Origin of the sequence: Mycobacterium sp. Aquia_216, assembly GCF_026723865.1 — a bacterium.
Classification (GTDB): domain Bacteria; phylum Actinomycetota; class Actinomycetes; order Mycobacteriales; family Mycobacteriaceae; genus Mycobacterium.
In genome coordinates, this window is the sequence record NZ_CP113529.1 from 5,217,822 (window position 1) to 5,237,709 (window position 19,888).

Consider the following 19,888-nt stretch of genomic DNA (forward strand, 5'->3'; position numbering starts at 1 on the left):
CACGCTACTTACCGAGGTCGGAGATCAGCGTGTCGCGCGGAACATCAAGTGTCGCAATCGGATACAGCCCGGAGTTGTCCCGGCCATCGCGCGCCAGCTGCATCGGCGGATAGTTCACCACATGCGTCGCGTCCGGCTTGTGCTGCTGCCACTCGACGGATGCGCGCAGCGTGTAATGCCCCGGCGCCAAGCCCCCCAAGTCGACGTGAACCGTCTCGGTGGCCGACGTCGGCACCGCTTGCTCGCGCGATTGGCTGGTGTCGTCGGACACCAGCGACTTGAGGTTGACCGTTGCCGGTATCGTCCGCACGACGGCTCCGGAGAAATCCACCAACTTGTAACTCGGCAACCAATTTTCGGTGGCAGCCGCGGCTCCGTAATTCGTCCACACCGCCAAAATCGTCGCCACCTTGCCGTCCAGCGATTGCGATCCGGGGCGGGCCTCGACCGAATACCGATAGCCGGCGGAGGCGTTGGCCTGGGCCCACAACACGTACAGCTGGGGGTCCATCGCCGAATTCGAGTCCCGGTCAGGGAAATTGACGCTCGATGTCATCGACACGTGGTATCTGACGACGTCGTGCAGACCCTTTTCGTAGTAGGTCCGGGGGTTGGTTCCGCTGGGCAGCTGACACCATTCGGTGATCAGCGGCGCCGAAGACAACCGCTGCTTGATCGCGTTGACGACCGCATCGTTGGTTCGAACGTATTGCGAGTCGTTGGACTCGGCCCAGGTCGGCAACGGTGAGTAGACACCGAGACAGTCTGCGCGGATACCGACCGGCGCGGACAGCTTCTTCGTGACGTCGTCGGCGAGCAGTTCGCGCACGATCTCCGGATTGTCTGGCGCGGTGACCAATTGGGTGTGGGGAAAGGCGTTGACGTTCGCCGCGACCAGTTGCCTGACGGATGCGGTGGTGATGCTCTGATCACGAAACTGGCTGTAGTAGCCCAGCTTTGCGACGCTGCTGTCGGGGTCCGGGCCGGGCGCGCCAAGCGTGTCACGCAAATACGCGATGTGGTTCTCGCTGAAATCCCCGTAGCCGGAGAACTCGAACACGCTGAGCCGCTCGTCACGGTCGTAGCGCCGCCCGAGCGCACCGAGCAGATCCTGAAAAGCACGCAAATAGTTGGGGTCGTTCCAGTTCGGCACCACCTGCATCACCCCGGCCGCGGGACCGGTCGGCGGGTTGGGGTAGTTGGTGGTCGCGCCCGGAATCGCGCGCACCCAGTCGGGAACGTCGATGTTCGTGTTGTTCGGGTATGAGTCGTCGCAGCAGGAGCTGTAGGCCATCACCCGCAACGTCATTCGCATGCCGCGGTCGGCCAGTTTGGCCAGCGCATCGTCGATCGCGCTGAAGTCGAACTTGCGATCATCGGGGGCATCGGGTGGCAACGTGTGCGGGTCTACGGGCTGTATCTGGCGCCACGAAAGACGCAGGCTGGCATCGTTGGACGCCGGCCAGGACGGATACCGTTGCTGCGCCGGATTTCCTTGTGGGAAAAGGGGCTGCAGCAGATCTTCGTACTGGCCGCGCAGCGGGTTGGGGATCTCCTGCGTGTTCGACGGGATGGCCGGGCTGACCATCGCGCTCAACGGGCCGGTTTGCTTCTGACCGCCACATCCGTTGAGTACCAACATTGCGAACATGGCAATAGCCAGTGCTTTCTTGCTAATTTTTCAGACCATTCTCTTCTAAGTTAGATCACGCCGAGTGACAGCGCCTCGCGATCGGCGAGGAATGGCATCGGCATCCAGCGCGCCGAGAGTAACGCCTCCATCGCATCGCCGGGGACGGGTTTCGACAACAAGAACCCTTGCGCCCGGTGGCATCCGTGCTGCATCAAAGTCAGTGCCGCAGCTGGTGTCTCGACCCCCTCGGCGACAACTTGCAGACCGAATGCCTCGGCGAGTCCGATGATCGCCCGAACGATGGCCAGGTCGCCGGCGTTTGATCCCAAGTCGCGCACGAAGCCGGCGTCGATCTTCAGCATGTCAACCGGCAGCGACTTCAGATGTGACAGCACCGCATATCCGGTACCGAAGTCGTCGATAGCCAGCTGCACCCCGACCTCTTTGAGCTCATCGAGGGTGTTGCGGGTGGTTTCGATGTCGTGCACGACGGCGCGCTCGGTGATTTCCAGGCATATCGATGCGGCATCGATGCCGAATTCTTCGATGGCTTCGGCGACGCTGCGAACGAAGCCGCGGGTGATCAGCTGGACGGGCGACACGTTGATGCGCAAGACGGCGCCCAGCCCCACGCCGTTGGCGCGCCACCGACTGAATTCGGCACACGCCGTGCGCATCACCCAGCGGCCCAGTTCCGCGGCCAGGTTGGTGGATTCGGCTACCCCGATGAAGGCGTCGGGCAGCAGCAGTCCCCAGATCGGGTGCCGCCAACGGACCAGCGCCTCGGCGGCCACGATCGCGCCGGTCCACAAGTCGACCTCGGGCAGATAGTGCAACAGCAGCGCCTCGCTGCCGATATCCCCCTGCAGATGCAGCTCAATGTCGTTGCGGAACGCGCTTTTCAGCGACATGTCATCGGTGAATACCGCGATCTGGTTGCCTCCGGCGCGCTTGGCGGTCAGCACAGCCTCGTCGGCACGGCGCAAGAGAGCCGTGCAGTTGTCTCGCTCCGGCATACCGAGCGCCAGCCCGATGCTGACGGTGCGGCTGATCATGTGGCCACCGATGGCCAAGCGTTCACACAGCATCGTCGACAAGCGACGACCGAACGACTCCGCGGTCTCCGGCGACATCGATTGCCCGGGAACAACCACGAACTCGTCGCCACCCAGCCGGGCGATCATGGCTTCGCTGCCGGCGCAGGCCTGAATGCGTTGCGCGAAGACCCTGATGAACCAGTCCCCCGCCGTATGGCCCAGATAATCGTTGATCGGCTTCAATCGGTCGAGGTCGAGATAGAGCACGGCAACCGGTCCCGGCTTTCCGGGGGCGAGCCGTTCGGACAAGTGCGCGACCAGTGCCCGACGGTTATACAGGCCGGTCAGATCGTCGTGCTCGGCCAGGTAGCGAAGCTTCTCCTCGGCCGCGATGCGAGCCTGCAGCTGCGCGAACAGGGCCGCGACCACCTCGAGCGTGTTGATCTCGGCTTGCTTCCACTTGCGGACACCGAACTTCACGAACCCGAGCAAACCGGTCGTCACCTCGCCCGAGACCAGCGGTGCCGCCGCCACCGAGGGAGTGGCGGGTTGCTGGGGTCCCTCGGGCCGGCGCCTCCACGAACGGCGGGACTGACCGGCCGATATCAGCACCGGTTTCCTGCCCTGCTCGCATTGGGCGAGCAGGGCGTCCGTTCCGACGTATTGGGCAGCGGCCGTAGGATCCGGATCCGGAAGCTCGATTCGCGGTGGCCACTCCGCGATCAGCACCGAGGCGCCGGAAAGCTCGTCGCGGTGCCGCAGGAAGCTGGCGTCCAGACCGAACTGCTCGACAAGCTGCGCGAGGACCTTTTGGCTCACCTGAGTCGCCGTGGACGCCGTAGCCTCCATCAGCTGAGCAGCAACAGAGGTAACAACCAAATCCAGCCTGCTGCGTGGCACGGGCTCCTCCGATACGGGGCACATGTCCCGGCTGGGCGCCTAGCCCAATCAGGCGGTCGTCTTCAGGCTGGAATTTCGGCCGGTGGCAGGCCACGAATTGGCGTTGGCGCAGCTTAACACGCAGCAGCCGACCCCGGCGGGATGTCAAACGTCATCCTCAAACGGGCTCCAGACGAGAGTCCCGCAAACGCTCACGCGCCGATATGTCAACTACGCTGATGACTCTTGAAGCGTACTGCTCGCGACCAGCTGCGTCCGGCTCTGCCGAGCTTGCGATCCCCGGGAAACACACTGCTGGAGGCACCGAAGATGCCCGTCGCGCGTTCGGCCAGACAATGGCTCGCCCCGACCGTAAAGGCGGTCGCACCACGGTTGTTCTGGCGGCGCAAGTACCGCATCCTGCAACAGCTGGGAAAAACCCGCCCGGACGTGCAGTTGGTCGCGTCGCTGTGCGACCCCAACCGCGTTTCGCTGGACATCGGGGCCGATGTCGGCGAATTCACGATCGGAATGCTCGCAACGTCGCGATCGGTGATCGCTTTCGAACCCCGGCCGACCCAGGCCCACGATTTGGCGTCGATGTTCGACGCGGTCGGCGTCCCGGTCAGGGTGGAGGCGGTCGCGCTGTCGAACAAGCCCGGTGTGACGACCATGCGGGTGGTTGAGTCGGAGCCGGGGCGCAGCACGATCGATACCGACAACGTGCTGAGCGACGTGGACGGCGGCGCTGTCCAGAGCATCGACGTGCCGGTCAAACGCCTCGACGACCTGCACCTGGACGGCATCGGCCTGATCAAGATCGACGTGGAGGGCCACGAACTGGCCGTGTTGCTCGGCGCCACAGACACGGTCGCGCGCAACCAACCAGCGCTGGTGGTAGAAGCCGAAGAACGTCATCACCCCAATGCCGTTGCCGGCATCGCCGAATTGCTGGCCGGGCTCGGCTACGCCGGCTACTTCGATGTCGAGGGGACTCGGCGGCCGATAGAAGAATTCGACCCCGCCCACCATCAGAATCCGGCCAGCGTCAGCAGCGGCGAGAACGGCTGGGCGACCGATGGCCGTTACGTCAACAACTTCGCGTTCCTTCCCAGAGGGGTATGAGCGGCGGCCGCTGCAGTGATACAGCTCACAATCACGGGCCGAATTGTCACGCCTGGCCATCCTGCGGTGTCTCAAGGGCACAAGTCCCAAGGAGAGTAGGAGACAGCAATGACCAAGAGCACTCACGTCGTGGTCATCGGCGGCGGATACGCCGGCACCCTCGCGGCCAATCGCCTGCGGCAGCAGCCGGACATCGAGATCACCCTGGTGAATCCCCGACCGGTTTTCGTCGAGCGAATCCGCTTGCACCAGCTGGTCGCCGACACCGGCGCCGCGACCGCCGATTACGGCACGCTGCTGGGCGACGGAATCCAGCTGGTCGTCGACGCCGTCGAGCGGATCGACACCGCTGCCCGGCGCCTGGTGCTGACCTCCGGAACCGCGCTCAACTACGACTACGTGATCTACGCCGTCGGCAGCACGGGCGCGGTGCCCGCCCAGGAATCGGTGCCCGGTGCGGCCGAATTCGCCCATTCGATCTCCGACCTGGAAAGCGCGCAGCGGCTGCGCTACGCGCTCGCCGACCTGCCGCTCGGTGCGCCCATCACCGTGGTCGGCGGTGGGTTGACCGGCATTGAAACGGCCTCCGAGCTGGCCGAGCAGGGCCGCCCGGTGACCCTGGCGTGCGGCGGCACGCTCGGGACGTCGCTGAGCAAGCGGGGCCGGCGCTCGGTGGCCAGGCAACTGCGCCAACTCAACGTCAACATCCTCGAGCCCGTGGCCGCCAGCGAGGTGCGCTGGGACAGCGTGGTGCTCAGCGACGGCGCGGTGCTGCCCAGCGCGGCGACCGTGTGGACGGCCGGGTTCGCCGTGCCGGATCTGGCCAGCCGCAGCGGTCTGCGCACCGATGAGCTGGGCCGGCTGCTCACCGACGAGACGCTGACCAGCGTCGACGACGGCCGCATCGTCGCCGCGGGTGACGCCGCCGCGCCGTCCGGTGAGCCGCTGCGGATGAGCTGCCAGGCCGCCGAACCGCTGGGCGCCCAGGCCGCGGAGACCGTGCTCGCCCGGATCGCCGGGGAGACCCCCGCGGCACTCAACCAGGCATTCGTCGGGCAGTGCATCAGCATCGGCCGCAGGCACGGCACGCTGCAGTTCGCGCGGACCGACGACTCGCCGGTGAACATGGCCCTCGGCGGTCGAACCACCGCCGCGATCAAGGAAAAGATCTGCCGTGGCACGCTGTGGGCCATCCGGCGCGAGGCCGCCAAACCCGGCTCGTACTACTGGCTCAAGGGCGGTAGCCGGCCTGCTCAACCGGCCGAGCAGCGGGTCGCGATCAAGTGATCGCGACCGGCGGGCATGCGGAACGGTTCACGCTGCTGCGCCCATTGCTGTTCACCATCGCCTACGAAATCCTCGGCTCGGCCACCGAGTCCGACGACGTATTGCAGGACAGCTATCTGCGGTGGGCGGATGTCGACCTGTCGACGGTGCACGACACGAAGTCGTACCTGGCCCAGCTGGTAACCCGCCAGGCACTCAACGCGTTGCGGGCCGGCGCCCGTCGCCGCGAGGAGTACGTCGGTCCGTGGCTGCCCGAGCCACTGCTGCTCGACGACCAGGACCCGTCGACCGATGTCGTTCTGGCGGAATCGGTTTCGATGGCGATGCTGGTGCTGCTGGAAACACTGAGCCCCGACGAGCGGGCGGTGTTCGTCTTGCGCGAGGTGTTCGGCTTCGACTACGGGGAGATAGCCGACGCGGTGGGCAAGCCGGCGCCGACGGTCCGCCAGGTCGCCCACCGGGCCCGCGAACACGTCCGGGCGCGCCGCAAGCGCTTCGACAACGTCGACCCGGAGCGCAACGCCGCGATCACCGCCCAGTTCCTGACCACCGCGGCCAGCGGCGACGTGGAAGCGCTGATGGCGATGCTCGCCCCGGATGCGACCTGGATGGCCGACAGCGGCGGCAAGGTGTCCGCGGCGCGGCGGCCGGTGGTCGGCGCGGACAAGGTGGCCAGGGCCATTACCGGGCTGGTGCGCAAGGCCGGAACCGGAATGCGCGTCGAGCTGGTTACCTGCAACAGTGCTCCGGCGGTGTTGTTCTACCTCGAAGACGAACTCTCGATGGTGGTCACGCTCGAGATCGCCGACGCCTTGATCACCAACTTCTACGTGATGCGAAATCCGGACAAGCTGGCTGCCCTGGCGACCGCCCGCGACATCAGCCGCGGCTGAGCGACGCCGGCCCTAGGGTGCGAAAATTCACCGTTCTGTCAAGCTAGGGCAGTGCGAATCGACCGGCTCGGCAGCCTCGGCGAGGCACCCCGTGTGCTGCGCGCGATCGGTGATGCCACCGCCCGGCTCGGTCTGCCGCCGCCCGCGGCTCTGACCGGCGAATGGTTCGGTGCGCTGGCGGTCATCGCGCCTAGCCTGGCGGTGCGCCCGGTGGATGCGGCCGACGCTTTCGCGGTCCAGCTGGGCGCGCCGGCCAGCGACTCCCCCACGGTGGGCGGTGGCTGGCTTGGCTATCTGTCCTATCCGGACGCCGGCGCCGACGGGCGCCCGCACCGGATCCCGGAGGCCGCCGGCGGCTGGACCGACTGCGTGCTGCGCCGCGACCGGGACGGATGCTGGTGGTACGAAAGCCTCTCCGGGGCGGAGATGCCGGAGTGGCTGGCCGCCGCGCTATCCGCGGCGCCGGGCGCGGCGCGCGAGTGCCGGATCGAGTGGGACATCGCCGACCGGAAGGCGCACCGCGGCGCGGTGCTGGCCTGCCTGGAGGCGATTCGCGCGGGTGAGGTCTACCAGGCGTGTGTATGCACTCGATTTACCGGGGCGGTCACCGGGTCCTCGCTGGACTTCTTCATCGACGGTGTCGCGCGCACGTCGCCGGCCCGCGCGGCCTATGTCGCCGGCCGCTGGGGTGCGGTCGCGTCGCTGTCGCCCGAGCTGTTTTTGCGCCGCCACGGCACGGTGGTGATGTCGAGCCCGATCAAGGGAACGCTGCCGCTGGACGCCTGGCCGTCGGCGTTGCGCGCCTCGCCCAAAGAGGTGGCCGAGAACATCATGATCGTGGACCTGGTGCGCAACGACCTCGGCCGGGTCGCGGTCACCGGCACGGTCAAGGTGCCCGAGCTGCTGGTGGTGCGACGCGCGCCGGGCGTGTGGCACTTGGTATCCACGGTCTCGGCTCAGGTGCGGGTCGAGCTGCCGACGTCGGCACTGCTGGACGCCGCCTTCCCGCCCGCATCGGTCACCGGCACCCCCAAACATCGTGCTCGCCAATTGATTTCGCAATGGGAATCGCATCGCCGCGGGATATATTGCGGCACAGTCGGTTTAGCGTCGCCGATCGCCGGATGCGAGCTGAATGTCGCGATCCGCACCGTGGAGTTCGACGACGCCGGAACCGCCGTACTGGGCGTCGGCGGCGGCATCACCGCCGATTCGAACCCCGACGCCGAATGGGAGGAATGCCTGCACAAGGCCGCTCCCGTCGTCGGGTGGCCGTGCACCGCACCCGCCGCCTCGGTGGGCTAGTCCTGGCGGCGCGCCCGCACCACCTCCTCGTAGAGCTGTCGGGAACGCACGCCCGGGTGGGCCGCGGCCACCTCGGTGCAGGCCTCCTTGACGCGAACCCCTTGGGCAACGAGGTCTTTCACCCGAGCCACCAGCGACGCCACGTCGGCGGACGGGCTCGCGCCGGCCAGCACGACCGTGATTTCGCCGAGCACGCCGTCGGCCGCCCATGTCGCCAGCTCCTGGAGCGACCCACGCACCACTTCCTCGTGCACCTTGGTCAGCTCACGGCAGATCACCGCGGAGCGTGCACCGCCGAGCTGCTCGACAGCATCGAGCAGGCACGCCGCCAGCCGGCGCGGCGACTCGAAGAACACGCAGGTGCGCCGTTCGTCGGCCAGCGAGGCCAGCCACGTCTTGCGCGCCCCACCCTTGCGCGGGGCGAAACCCTCGAAGCAGAACTTCTCCGACGGCAGACCGGACACGGCCAGCGCGGTGGTCACCGCGGACGGTCCGGGTAAGCACGTCACCGCGATCCCGGCCTCGACGCACGCCACGACCATCCGGTAGCCGGGGTCGCTGATCAACGGCATTCCGGCGTCGCTGACCACCAGCACCGTGGCACCGGCCTTGATCTCCTCGACCAGCGCGGGCACCCGCGCGGCCTCGACCTGGTCGAACAAGCTGACCACCCGACCGGCGATCCGGACGTCGAGCGCCTTGGCCAACGTTCGCACCCGCCGGGTGTCCTCGGCGGCCACCACATCGGCCTCGCCCAGCGCCCTGATCAGGCGCGGTGAGGCATCCGAAGGCTGGCCGAGCGGGGTCGCACCCAGCAATAGGCGACCGTGGGACATGACGGACAGCCTACGATCGACACCGATGTCCGCCCCGCCCAGCGAAGCCTCCTTGACCGTGGATAGCGCCGTCAAGGAGCGCGTCGTCCCCGTCGTCAGCCCGGGACCGTTGGTTCCGGTCGCGGATTTCGGGCCGACCGACCACATCCGCGGCTGGGTGGTCACCGGCGTCATCACCCTGCTGGCGGCGATCACCCGATTCGTCAATCTGGGGTCGCCGACCGATGCCGGTACACCGATCTTCGACGAGAAGCACTACGCGCCTCAGGCGTGGCAGGCGCTGCACAACCACGGGGTGGAGGACAACCCCGGGTTCGGTCTGGTCGTCCACCCACCGGTGGGCAAGCAACTGATCGCGATCGGCGAGGCGATCTTCGGCTATGACGGAGTGGGCTGGCGATTCACCGGCGCGCTGCTCGGCATGGTGATGGTGACGCTGGTGATGCGGATCGTGCGGCGAATCAGCCGCTCGACGCTGGTCGGCGCGATCGCCGGAGTGCTGTGCATCTGCGACGGCGTCAGCTTCGTCGCCTCGCGCACCGCGCTGCTTGACGGCCTGCTCACCTTCTTCGTGGTCGCGGCGTTCGGCGCCCTGATCGTCGACCGCGACGAGGTGCGCCGGCGCATGCACGTCGCGCTGCTGGAAGGCCGCACCGCCGATACCCCGTGGGGGCCGCGACTCGGCGTGCGCTGGTGGCGGTTCTTGGCGGGTGTCCTCCTCGGATTGGCTTGCGGGACAAAGTGGTCCGGCCTCTACTTTGTGGTGTTCTTCGGCGTGATGTCGCTGGCGTTCGACGTGGCCGCGCGGCGCCAATATCAGGTGGTGAGACCGTGGCTGGGGGCACTGCGGCGTGACCTGGTCCCCACTGGCTACGCGCTGGGCCTGATCCCGATCGCGGTGTACCTGGCCAGCTACGCGCCGTGGTTTGCGTCCGAGACCGCGATCGACCGACACGAGGTGGGCCAGACGATCGGTCCGCAGAGCAACTTTCCGGTGCCCGACGCGTTGCGCTCGCTGTGGCATTACAGCGCGAAGGCGCTGCAATTCCATGCGGGCCTGACGAATTCGGCGGGCAACTACCACCCGTGGGAATCCAAACCGTGGAGCTGGCCGATGTCGCTGCGGCCGGTGCTCTACGCGATCGATCAGCAGAACGTGGGCGGGTGCGGGGCGCAATCGTGCGTTAAGGCCGAGATGCTGGTCGGCACACCAGCGATGTGGTGGCTGGCGGTGCCGGTGCTGGTGTATGCCCTGTGGCGATCGGCCGTCCGGCGGGACTGGCGCTACGCGGTGGTCCTGGTCGGTTACTGCGCCGGGTGGCTGCCGTGGTTCGCCGACATCGACCGGCAGATGTACTTCTTCTACGCGGCGACGATGGCGCCGTTCCTGGTGATGGCCCTCGCGTTGATCTGCGGTGACATTCTCTATCGCCCGGGCCAAACCGCAGAGCGGCGCACCCTGGGACTCATCATCGTGAGCTTTTATGTCGCTCTGGTGGTAACGAACTTCGCCTGGTTGTTTCCGGTGCTCACCGGTCTGCCCATCTCGCAGCAGACCTGGGACATGGAGATCTGGCTGCCCAGCTGGCGCTAGCCCGCTCTTCGCGTCGAGACTGCAACCGGCCACGGCCCTACTCGAGAAACGCGTTGCCAGTTGCAGTTTCGCGGCATGTTTAGAGCGCGTCGCGGGCGACCGGGCACGACATGCACCGCGGACCGCCACGGCCGGTGCCCAATTCGGACCCCGCGATCGACAACACCTCGATGCCGGCATCCTGCAGGCGCGCGTTGGTCTGCATGTTGCGCTCGTAGGCGACGACGACGCCAGGCGCCAGCGCCAGCGTGTTGTTGCCGTCGTCCCACTGCTCGCGCTCGGCGACGACGGGATCCAGACCGGTGTCGATGACGCGCAGCTTATCGATCCCCATCGCCTTGGCCGCCGCCTCTAAAAAGGGCGTCTCATCGCTGATGTTCACACCGTCGGCTGCGCGTTGGATTGTGAATGCCGAAAGCGTGTCGACGACGTTCGCGTACATGACGACCGTGTCGGTGTCGACCATCGTGCAGACCGTGTCCAGGTGCATCTGCGCACGCTGCTGCCCGATCGGAACGGCGAGCACCGTGGTAGCAAGATCGTCGTCGAACAGGCTGCGCGCCAACGCTTCCGCACCGGCCGGGGTGGTCCGCTCGCCCACGCCGACCGCAATGACACCGGGAGCAAGCAACAGTACGTCCCCGCCCTCGACGGGAGCGGATCTCGATTCGTAAGCCTTGCGCACACCGGTGAACCGTGGGTGGTGGGCATAGATGAGGTCGGTCAGCGACGCCTCTCGTGCCCGCGCGCGCAGCGCCAGCGACGGGATCACCACCCGCTGCCCGATCCATATCGACGAGTCCCGAGTGAACACCAGGTTGGGCAGTGGGTCGATGACGAAATCTCCGCCGTGGTGCATGCGAAGCACCAGGGACACGTCGGTCCGGGTATCGGCGGGCAGCTCGTTGAACGTCATGCCGGCCATCAGCACGTGCGCCAACTTGGCCGGCTCCAGGCCACGCAGGTATGCCGAAAGCTCTTGCCCCAGTGGCACTCCGAGCCGGCGCGCGTCCACGGCGGCCGCAACGCCCTGCATCCGGGCGGCTCCGCTGTGGTGAAGCGCCTCGGTCAGCAGGTCGGACAGCAGCAGCACTTCCACGCCCCGGGACCTCAGCAACTCGGAGAACTGGTCGTGTTCCTCCTGCGCACGAGCCACCCACGGCAATCCGTCGAAAAGCAGCTGGTCGTTGTTGCGCGGATTGAGTCGCTGCAGCTCGGCACCGGGGCGGTGCAGGATCACGATCCGTAGCGTGCCTACTTCGGAATTGGTGCTCAGCTCAATAACACCCACAGTTAAACCGTAGCCGCGCCGATCGCGCCCGTCGCGTCACACCCGAGGCGTGCTGGTGGCCCGGCGAGTCCCGATCAGTCGAACGGATGTGCGATAAGATGTGCGACGTGGGGACCGCGGTACAGGGCTCGCTGTTCGAGCACACCGAGCGACGGCACCTCGGCGACGGTGCTTTTATCGAGATTCGCGCAGGCTGGCTCAGCGACGACCCATCCGGTGCGCAAGAGCTGCTCGACGCGCTGTTGTCGACGATCCCGTGGCGCGCGGAGCGCCGCCAAATGTACGACCGGGTGGTCGACGTGCCGCGGCTGGTGAGCTTTCACGACCTGACCGTCGAGGACCCGCCCCACCCGCTGCTGGGGCGCCTGCGCCGCCGGCTCAACGACATCTACGCGGGCGAACTCGGCGAGCCCTTCACCACGATCGGGTTGTGCTGCTACCGAGACGGCTCCGACAGCGTCGCCTGGCACGGCGACACGATTGGCCGCAGTAGCTCCGAGGACACCATGGTGGCGATCATCAGTCTCGGTGCCACTCGAACGTTCGCGCTGCGCCGGCGCGGCGGCGGGGCATCGTTGCGGCTGCCGCAGGCGCACGGCGACCTGCTGGTGATGGGCGGATCCTGTCAGCGCACCTGGGAGCATGCCGTTCCGAAGACCTCGTTGCGCAAGGGCCCGCGGGTCAGCATCCAGTTCCGGCCCCGCGACGTGCGCTAGGACGTGCGGATCGCGGTCACCGCTTTGACGAGCAGGTCACGGGCCCGTTGTGTGTCGACCTTGGCGACCGGCTGGTCCGGGACGACGAGCGGATTGGCGATCACAATCACCTGGTAGTCGCCGAACTGCGCGGAGTAGTCGTAGAGCTCGCCGGTGCGGGCGCCACCGGCAAGCACCGCTTGCAGGACGCGGTGCACGCCGAACGTGTTTGTCCCGTCGATGTGCGGCGCGTCGATGACCTCGAGGCCGCCACGCACCTGGCCGCCCGAGAACGCGACCTTGTTGCAGTCCTTGCCCGGGTCGTTGATCGGCAGCGGCTTGGAGGTCTCCACCGCGATGACGACATAGCGGTCACCATCGCCCTCGGCGGACACCGCGGCCATGTTGCCCTGCACGTCCGGCGGCATATCCGGCCCCGACGCCAACTTCGCACAGTTGGCCGGTTCGAACTTCAGCCCGTCGGGCAGCTTGCGGGCGGACAGCAGCTTGGGATCGATCGCCCGTTCCGAGATGTCGGTGACCTTGAACTCGGGCCCAAAGCTCGACTTCACCGACACGACCTTGGCGATGTCGGCGCTTGTCGCGGTAGTGCTATTCGACGAGCATCCGGCCAGCACGCAGGCGGCCCCGATCGCGCATACCAGCTTGGACACCGTGGCTAATCTACCCAAAGCCGGACGTTCAGCTGCGCAACGTGGACACCGTTTTGACGAGCAGATCGGCGGCGAATTGCGGCGGCAATGCCGGCAACGCCGAACCCGGATCCGTGGTCAGTGTGGTGAAGGCGTAGAAGCCGCCCAGGTATGCGATGAATGTATATGCCCGCGAATCGATTTCGGTGCCCGACTCGACACTGGATTTGACGTCGACGACCATGCCGAGGGTTTGCGCACCGTCGATGTGTGGCGGTTCGGTGAGCCGGACGGTGGCGGTGGTGCGCGCGGCGGTCATGGCCCACTGACCACAGGTGTCGACGACGTCGCGGTCCAGGTCAGCGTCGGGCAAAGTCACCACCACGGCGTCGATGATGCCGCCCGGGCCCGAGGCGGACAAACCCTGCGCGGATTGGTCGCTTCCCTTGCCGGGATCGGCGAGCGCGGCGCATACCCCGGGCTTGGATGCCGCGTCGGCGTCCAGACCCCAGATCGCCCGCGGTGAGGCCGCGCGGGGGATGCCACTGGTGACCTCGTAACCGGGCGGCAGGTCGCGAACGACGCGTTTGATGTTGCCGGGGTTGATGACGCTGCCGCGCGCCGGAGGCGAGGACGCCGCCGGTGGTCGGCGCGCCGGCGAATGTGCACCGCACGCGGCAATCAGCAGCGCGAGCAGCAACGGCAGCACCGGGCCAATCCAGAACCGCCGCATGCCCGTTGATATCACGAGACGCCGACTCAGCCGAGTGCCTCGATCACCTGGCGGGCGACGCGTTTGATCTCGTCGGCCAAGTCACCCTTGATGCCCAGGTGGCGCCGGCGCGGCACGTCGATGACGGTCGTGATGACCCCGACGTCTTCGCGCTGCCAAACCGCGCCGTAGCGGTCCATGATCTTGCGCATCGGCAAGTTGTCGGAAAGCATTCGCGCGGAGAACCTTTCGACTCCGTCGATCCTGGCGGCGATCGACAGCGCACCGATCAGGAAGCTGCCGATCCCCCGGCCCTGGTAGGCGTCGGCGACGGTGAACGCGATCTCGGCGACCGTCGGATCGTTTTCGTCGCGGACAAAACGCGCGTCGGCTACCGGATCGTCACCGTCGGTCACCACCCAAACGAAGTGGTCGACGTAGTCGACCTCGGACAGGTAGTGCATCAATGCCGCCGACGGCAGCCGAGCCGTCATGAACCGCCGGTACAGCGTCTCGCTGGAGAATTGGATATGACCGTGCACGGTCCGCACGTCGTCGCCGGGAAGCACCGGGCGCAGCTGCAGGTGAGTGCCGTCGCGCATCCGGATCGGGATGGGCTTGACGAAGGCGGCGAGGCGCTGGCGCACCATCCGCAATAACCGGGGCATGATGCCCGGGATGTACAGCAGTCGGTCGAAGGCGTCGTTGTCGCCGATCCAGCCGGACAACGGTTCGGCCGTGGTGACGGTCGCGATCCGCGGGCTGTCGCGGAGCAGGGCGATCTCGCCGATCAGCGAGCCCGCGCCAGTCTCGCCGATGGCCACCGCGCCGTCGACACCGGTGTGTCTGATCTCGGCGGTGCCCGAGGAGATGAGCAGGAACGAAACGGCCTGCTCGCCCTGCTGCATCAGCACCTGACCCGCCGCGGCACGCAGCGGCTGCAGGCAGGCCGCCAACGGCTCCAAGTCTTCGACGGCGCATCCCTCGAAGATGTCCATCGCGGCGAGTTCTTCCGCCCGCGCACCGATCAATTCGGCCACAGCGGCAATCCGGGCACTCCGCGGCGGCGGCACCGGCCCGCGACTCGCGATGATCGATCTGCCATGACCGCCCGCCTGCATTGCCTTCGTCTACCGCGCCCGGATGGGACAGCTGGACACGGTCCGATATTGCCCAGGTTATGAGGTGGCTGCTCGCCGCGGCAAGGACGTGCGGTCACGCATAGGGGTTCGCCGGCGCGGCGACGGGCGTGACCGAGACGGCCCGCAGCGTGGGGATCGGCGGCGTATGGGGTTGGCGCTCGGCCGGAATCACCACGCCCTCCACCCGCAGCCAGGTGTTGTCGGGGAAGGCGAAGGCGCTGGCGCCGTCGTGATCGCGCAGATGGATGCGGGCCAGCTGGGCGTCGGCGGCGCAACAGATGATGACAATACGGGCAAGGTCGATGCCGCCGGGTTCGTTGAGGGCGAAAGCGGTGACCGTGATCAGCCGGTTGTCCAGCGATCCCGTGCTGTCGTTGGCCGCCCGCACCACCGCCTCCGCCAGCGAGACTTCCGGCGCCCGCCCTGGTGGCAATGGCGGAAATGCCGTCCGCAGAACATCATTGGAGACATTAGTCACCGACCCAGTGGCGGCTTGGGGCCGCAAGGCCGGGGGCGTCACAAAGATCAGCACCACGATGGGCACGGCGAGCAACCACACCACGCCGCCGCGGTGGGAGTGCCCGTCTTCGGCATCGCGGCCGCCACGACGAATGTCGGAGGCGATGGCCACCAATGCGAGCCCGATCAGGAGCGCGGCGGTGAGTACCAGCCATGGCAACAGCGTGGGCTTGACATAGCGGGTAAAAACGCCGGTGGCCACGATCAGCCCGATGCTCAGCCCGACCAGCAGCAGAATCGTGTTCTCGGTTTCGCGCTTCATCGAGCGCCACCCAGCAGGAGCACGCCGACCAGGGTGGCCACCACGGTGGCGACGACCAGGGTTGCGGGGGCGAAACGGGAAGCGAACGGCCGCCCGAAGATGCCGGACTGCATCGCCAGCAGCTTGACGTCGACGGCGGGCCCGACCACCAGGAACACCAGCCGCGGAACCAGGGGAACCATCGTCAGGCTGGAGGCCACGAACGCATCGGCCTCCGAGCACACCGCCAGTACTACCGCGAGCGCCGCCATGGCGAGGACACCCAGCATCAGGTGCGCGCCGACGTTTTCGAAGATCCACGACGGCACCAGCACGTGCAGGGCCGCCGCGGCGGCGGCGCCCACCACGAGGTAGGCCGCGGCTTGCAGAAAATCGTGCCGGGCCACTTCGCAGAACAGCAGCCACTTCGACTGCGTCCCCGGGCCGTGCGACTCGTGCGGCGGAAGTCGGCGGGTGATCCACTCGGTGCGGCCCCACCGCGACCACGCCCAGCCCATCACGACCGCGGTCAGCAGCGACGCGGCGACCCGGGCGATGACCATCCTCGGCTGCCCCGGGAACGCGACGGCCGTCGCGACCACCACGACCGGATTGATGGCGGGCGCGGCGAGCATGAACGTCAAGGCCGCGGCCCCCGCCACCCCGCCGTCGCCGAAGAGCCGGCGCGCCACCGGCACCGAGCCGCACTCGCAGCCCGGCAGCGCGGCCCCGGCGACACCGGCGGCAAGCACCGCCGTCGCGGGCCGGCGCGGCAGCCAGCGCACCAGCCGCTCGGGCGACACGAACACCGCTATCAATCCGCTGACCACCACCCCCAAGCCCAGGAAGGGCAAGGCCTGGACGAAGACGCCGCAGAACACGGTTCCCGCGGTGGCCAAGGAGTCGCTGTTCGCGACGATGGCGCGCAGCCATGTCCCCGCGATGGCGAACCCCACCAAGCCGAAGACCAGGACTTCCATCGACCCGAAACGCGATCGACGCTCGGCCCTCACCTAACGCACCCGGCTTGAGATCTCATGACAGTTGATGAAAACGATTATCACTGTGGTCCCGGCGGGTGCCCGCACCCGGGGCACCGGCGTGGCGGCCCCGCGGATTAGCGTGCATCGCAATGAGCCAGGATTCGGTCGAGTTGACCCGCGGCCTCATGAGCCGGACCGCCCAGCTGCGGCACGGTTTTCTCGACGTGTTGGGCGAATCGACGAGCGCGCCGGTACCGACCGTCGCGCAGCGCGCGATGAACAGCCCCTTCGTCGCGACGGTCTACCAAAGGCTGTGGCGGCCGACCGCCTTTTACGTCGCCAGCGGCCTCACCCACCGGGCCGAACAGCGCCGGGCGGCGTCCGCACTGCGGCTGCCGACCGCCGAACGGTTGCTCGATGTTGCTTGTGGCCCAGGCAATTTCACCGCTCCCCTGGCCACGGAACTGCCCGACGGCGGCCTCGCGGTGGGGTTCGACATCTCCGAGTCGATGCTGACGCGGGCCGTCGCCGACAACAGCGGGCCGCGAACGTGTTATGTCCGCGGCGATGCCCGCATGTTGCCGTTCCACGATGAGACCTTCGACGCCGTCTGTTGTTTCGGTGCGCTGTACCTGATGCCCGAGCCGTTCCGCGTCGCCGGTGAGATGGTGCGGGTAGTCAAACCCGGGGGCCGGATCGCGATCCTGACCAGCTATGCGCGCGAAGCGGCGCCGGTGCGGCAGCTGATGACCGCGGCCGCGCGCACGATTGGCCTGACGGTGTTCGGCCGACGTGACTTCGTCGATCTGTTCTCGTCGGCCGGGCTCGTCGACATCGAGCAGCAGACACAGCGCGCAGTGCAGTTCGTCGTTGCCGCAAAATCGGGCGCAACGCGCTAGGAGGCCGCCTTGGCCACGCCGAGGATCCGCACGACCGGCGTGCCCTCCTCAAACTCCAGGACCCACGGATCGCCGCCGTTGACGGGCTCCGAGGTGAGCTTGAACATGGTCGGCAGGCCGGCCCGTTGCGACATCTGCGTGCATTCGACCTGGAACAGCCGGTAGTCGCCCTCTTCGTGAATGGCCAGCGAGAAGCCCGGCTGAACGGATTCGACCGGGACCTTCTGCAGGTAGTACTCGATACTCATCTCCATCACATTAGAGCCGACACCGTATCTAATCCCGCGCCGAAACACCGTCTTATCAAATGTTCAGCTAAATTTTTCCGACCACACTCGGGACCCCGCCGGCGCTGGACGCGCATCGTCGGGTTGAGGCCTACAGGTGCGCCGCCGTTGCGTGCTTATTGAAAATGATTATCATTAAGCCGTGGCCTCGCAACGCTCCGACCTACTTCCGGTAACCGTCCTGTCCGGCTTCCTCGGAGCCGGGAAGACAACGCTGCTGAATCACGTGCTGGCGAACCGCGAAGGCGGACGGGTCGCGGTGATCGTCAACGACATGAGCGAGGTCAACATCGATGCCGCCTTGGTCGCCGGAACGGGTTATCTGGACCGCACCGAAGAGAAATTGGTCGAACTGACCAACGGCTGCATTTGCTGCACGTTGCGCGAAGATCTCATCGAGTCGGTGGCTCACCTGGCATCGACGGGCCGGTTCGACTACCTGCTGATCGAGTCGACGGGCATCTCCGAACCGATGCCGGTCGCCGCGACCTTCAGCTGGGAGTTCGAAGACGGCTTCAGCCTCGGGAGTGTCGCGAAGCTCGACACGATGGTGACGGTAGTTGACGCGTCGACGTTTCTGCGCGAGCTCGCGCGCGGCGACGAGCTGGCGGCTCGCGACCTCGCGGTCAGCGACGCCGACAGCCGCACCATCGCCGACCTGCTCGTCGACCAAGTCGAATTCGCCGACGTCATCTTGCTCAACAAGACCGATCTGGTCAGCGAGGAGGCCTGCGCGAGAACCGCCGCGATGTTAAGGCGCCTGAACCCGTCGGCACGCATCGTGCCCACCGACCACGGCCGGGTGCCGCTGCAGGAAGTACTGGGCACCGGCCTGTTCGACCCCGATCTCGCCGCAGAATCACCGGGCTGGGATCAGGAGATCAACGGCGGTCACACGCCCGAGACCGAGGAATACGGCATCAGCAGCGTGACGTTCCGCGCGCGGCGCCCCTTTCACCCCCAGCGCCTGCATGCGGCACTGGAACAGTTGCAAGGGTTGTTGCGCAGCAAGGGTTTCTGCTGGATCGCCAGCCGTCCCAGCGTCGCGGCAGTCTGGTCGCAGGCCGGACCCAACTTGGTAATCGAGCCGGCGCAATACTGGACGACCGCCGACATTCGCCCCGGCCAGGAGATCGTGTTCATCGGGCTCGAGCTCGACCGCGATCGGGTACTGAGCCTCATGGCGTCGGCGCTGCTGACCGACACCGAACTAGCCCAGGGACCGCGGCGGTGGGTCGCCTATCCCGATCCGTTGCCGCCGTGGAGCGTCGCTCACACCCATTGACGGACAGCGAGATACAGCGATGGCCCACACCCACGGCTACCGGCCCGGGGAGCACCGGACGAGGCGTGAAATCGATATGGCAATCGGCGTTCTGATGGGTATTCGTCGTTGCTCGCAGCGAGATGCCTTGCACGCGTTGGTGTCCGCCACGCGGGCCAGCGGGGTCGGGCTAGGCGGAGTTTCGCGCGCGTTGCTCGACGTGGTCAGCGACAACTCCGACCCATCCGTCAGCGAGGTGATAGCGCACTGGACCGCGGTGCTCGAGATCCCGCAACCGGCGGTGACCGGCGAAGAACCTTCTTGACTTGCTTGACGTCCGATTCGTCAACGCCGATTGCCGTAGCGGCGGCGGAACTTTTCCACCTGCCCCGCGGTATCCAGGATTCGGCGACCCCCGGTCCAAAACGGGTGTGAATCCGAGGTGACCTCTACCACGACAAGTGGATACGTCCGCACGCCCTGCGGCGTCGGCCATTCGATCGTGCGTGAACTCGTCATCGTCGATCGGGTGAGGAAGGCCGCGCCCGTCGTTGCATCCTGGAAGACCACGGGGTGGTAATCGGGGTGGATGTCGGGTTTCATCCGCGGCCTC

The 19,888-nt window shown here is 67.0% G+C and carries 20 protein-coding genes; 9 read left to right on the forward strand and 11 right to left on the reverse strand.

Translation table 11 applies throughout. The features are described from left to right. Positions 1-4 precede the first annotated feature (4 nt). Both OK015_RS24295 and OK015_RS24300 read right to left on the reverse strand, forming a co-directional pair. Positions 5-1,651 carry a hypothetical protein gene (locus OK015_RS24295; protein ID WP_268126861.1) on the reverse strand — a complete coding sequence of 549 codons (1,647 nt, stop codon included), beginning with the start codon at positions 1,649-1,651 and terminating at the stop codon, positions 5-7. 50 nt (positions 1,652-1,701) lie between these two features. After that, the gene (locus OK015_RS24300; protein ID WP_326498498.1) at positions 1,702-3,570 is read right to left on the reverse strand and encodes a putative bifunctional diguanylate cyclase/phosphodiesterase; all 1,869 of its coding nucleotides are present in this window, start codon (positions 3,568-3,570) and stop codon (positions 1,702-1,704) included. Between the two features lie 309 nt (positions 3,571-3,879). Between OK015_RS24300 and OK015_RS24305 the strand changes: the two genes are divergently transcribed. From OK015_RS24305 to OK015_RS24320, 4 genes are all read left to right on the forward strand, one after another. Next, positions 3,880-4,674 carry an FkbM family methyltransferase gene (locus tag OK015_RS24305; RefSeq protein WP_268133051.1) on the forward strand — a complete coding sequence of 265 codons (795 nt, stop codon included), beginning with the start codon at positions 3,880-3,882 and terminating at the stop codon, positions 4,672-4,674. 108 nt (positions 4,675-4,782) lie between these two features. Beyond that, on the forward strand, positions 4,783-5,961 hold the full coding sequence (locus tag OK015_RS24310; RefSeq protein WP_268126864.1) for an NAD(P)/FAD-dependent oxidoreductase: 1,179 nt from the start codon (positions 4,783-4,785) through the stop codon (positions 5,959-5,961). Further along, positions 5,958-6,854, forward strand: a complete 897-nt coding sequence (locus OK015_RS24315) for an RNA polymerase sigma-70 factor (protein WP_268126865.1) — start codon at positions 5,958-5,960, stop codon at positions 6,852-6,854. The genes OK015_RS24310 and OK015_RS24315 overlap by 4 nt, the downstream gene beginning before the upstream one ends. A gap of 51 nt (positions 6,855-6,905) precedes the next feature. Further along, positions 6,906-8,159, forward strand: coding sequence for an aminodeoxychorismate synthase component I (locus OK015_RS24320; protein ID WP_268126866.1), 1,254 nt, complete (start codon positions 6,906-6,908; stop codon positions 8,157-8,159). Here the strand turns inward: OK015_RS24320 and rsmI are convergent. Next, on the reverse strand, positions 8,156-8,995 hold the full coding sequence (rsmI, locus tag OK015_RS24325; protein WP_268126868.1) for a 16S rRNA (cytidine(1402)-2'-O)-methyltransferase: 840 nt from the start codon (positions 8,993-8,995) through the stop codon (positions 8,156-8,158). The two genes, OK015_RS24320 and rsmI, sit on opposite strands and share 4 nt — an antisense overlap. Positions 8,996-9,020: 25 nt before the next feature. On the opposite strand from rsmI, the gene OK015_RS24330 reads away from it, so the two are divergent. Further along, positions 9,021-10,589, forward strand: coding sequence for a dolichyl-phosphate-mannose--protein mannosyltransferase (locus OK015_RS24330; RefSeq protein ID WP_268126870.1), 1,569 nt, complete (start codon positions 9,021-9,023; stop codon positions 10,587-10,589). Positions 10,590-10,668: 79 nt separating this feature from the next. On the opposite strand, the gene arcA is transcribed toward OK015_RS24330, so the two are convergent. Further along, a complete protein-coding gene (arcA, locus tag OK015_RS24335) occupies positions 10,669-11,880 on the reverse strand; it encodes an arginine deiminase (protein WP_268126872.1) in 1,212 nt (403 codons plus the stop codon). Positions 11,881-11,987: 107 nt separating this feature from the next. Here arcA and OK015_RS24340 point away from each other — a divergent pair, with 107 nt between their 5' ends. Continuing rightward, positions 11,988-12,596 carry an alpha-ketoglutarate-dependent dioxygenase AlkB gene (locus tag OK015_RS24340; RefSeq protein ID WP_268126874.1) on the forward strand — a complete coding sequence of 203 codons (609 nt, stop codon included), beginning with the start codon at positions 11,988-11,990 and terminating at the stop codon, positions 12,594-12,596. On the opposite strand, the gene OK015_RS24345 is transcribed toward OK015_RS24340, so the two are convergent. The 5 genes from OK015_RS24345 to OK015_RS24365 all read right to left on the reverse strand — a co-directional run bounded on the left by OK015_RS24345 (position 12,593) and on the right by OK015_RS24365 (position 16,822). Beyond that, entirely contained in the window at positions 12,593-13,249 is a 657-nt protein-coding gene (locus OK015_RS24345) for a DUF5642 family protein (RefSeq protein WP_268126876.1), read from the reverse strand. The two genes, OK015_RS24340 and OK015_RS24345, sit on opposite strands and share 4 nt — an antisense overlap. A gap of 28 nt (positions 13,250-13,277) precedes the next feature. Beyond that, complete coding sequence (locus OK015_RS24350; RefSeq protein WP_268126878.1) at positions 13,278-13,961, reverse strand: DUF5642 family protein; 684 nt, start codon at positions 13,959-13,961, stop codon at positions 13,278-13,280. A 26-nt stretch (positions 13,962-13,987) separates the two neighbouring features. Next, on the reverse strand, positions 13,988-14,980 hold the full coding sequence (locus OK015_RS24355) for a GNAT family N-acetyltransferase (protein WP_268126881.1): 993 nt from the start codon (positions 14,978-14,980) through the stop codon (positions 13,988-13,990). A gap of 175 nt (positions 14,981-15,155) precedes the next feature. Next, positions 15,156-15,863 carry a TIGR03943 family putative permease subunit gene (locus OK015_RS24360; protein ID WP_268126884.1) on the reverse strand — a complete coding sequence of 236 codons (708 nt, stop codon included), beginning with the start codon at positions 15,861-15,863 and terminating at the stop codon, positions 15,156-15,158. Beyond that, a complete protein-coding gene (locus tag OK015_RS24365; protein WP_268126886.1) occupies positions 15,860-16,822 on the reverse strand; it encodes a permease in 963 nt (320 codons plus the stop codon). Before OK015_RS24365 ends, OK015_RS24360 begins: the two co-directional genes overlap by 4 nt. A 152-nt stretch (positions 16,823-16,974) precedes the next feature. Between OK015_RS24365 and OK015_RS24370 the strand changes: the two genes are divergently transcribed. Then, positions 16,975-17,724 carry a class I SAM-dependent methyltransferase gene (locus tag OK015_RS24370; protein ID WP_268126888.1) on the forward strand — a complete coding sequence of 250 codons (750 nt, stop codon included), beginning with the start codon at positions 16,975-16,977 and terminating at the stop codon, positions 17,722-17,724. On the opposite strand, the gene OK015_RS24375 is transcribed toward OK015_RS24370, so the two are convergent. Then, positions 17,721-17,972 (reverse strand): hypothetical protein, encoded by a 252-nt coding sequence (locus OK015_RS24375; protein WP_268126890.1) that lies wholly within the window; start codon positions 17,970-17,972, stop codon positions 17,721-17,723. The two genes, OK015_RS24370 and OK015_RS24375, sit on opposite strands and share 4 nt — an antisense overlap. 181 nt (positions 17,973-18,153) lie before the next feature. On the opposite strand from OK015_RS24375, the gene OK015_RS24380 reads away from it, so the two are divergent. Beyond that, entirely contained in the window at positions 18,154-19,296 is a 1,143-nt protein-coding gene (locus OK015_RS24380) for a GTP-binding protein (RefSeq protein WP_268126893.1), read from the forward strand. Positions 19,297-19,372: 76 nt separating this feature from the next. Next, complete coding sequence (locus tag OK015_RS24385; RefSeq protein ID WP_268126896.1) at positions 19,373-19,600, forward strand: ANTAR domain-containing protein; 228 nt, start codon at positions 19,373-19,375, stop codon at positions 19,598-19,600. A 20-nt stretch (positions 19,601-19,620) separates the two neighbouring features. Here the strand turns inward: OK015_RS24385 and OK015_RS24390 are convergent, their stop codons facing one another. Beyond that, the gene (locus OK015_RS24390; protein WP_268126898.1) at positions 19,621-19,878 is read right to left on the reverse strand and encodes a type B 50S ribosomal protein L31; all 258 of its coding nucleotides are present in this window, start codon (positions 19,876-19,878) and stop codon (positions 19,621-19,623) included. Positions 19,879-19,888: the final 10 nt, after the last annotated feature.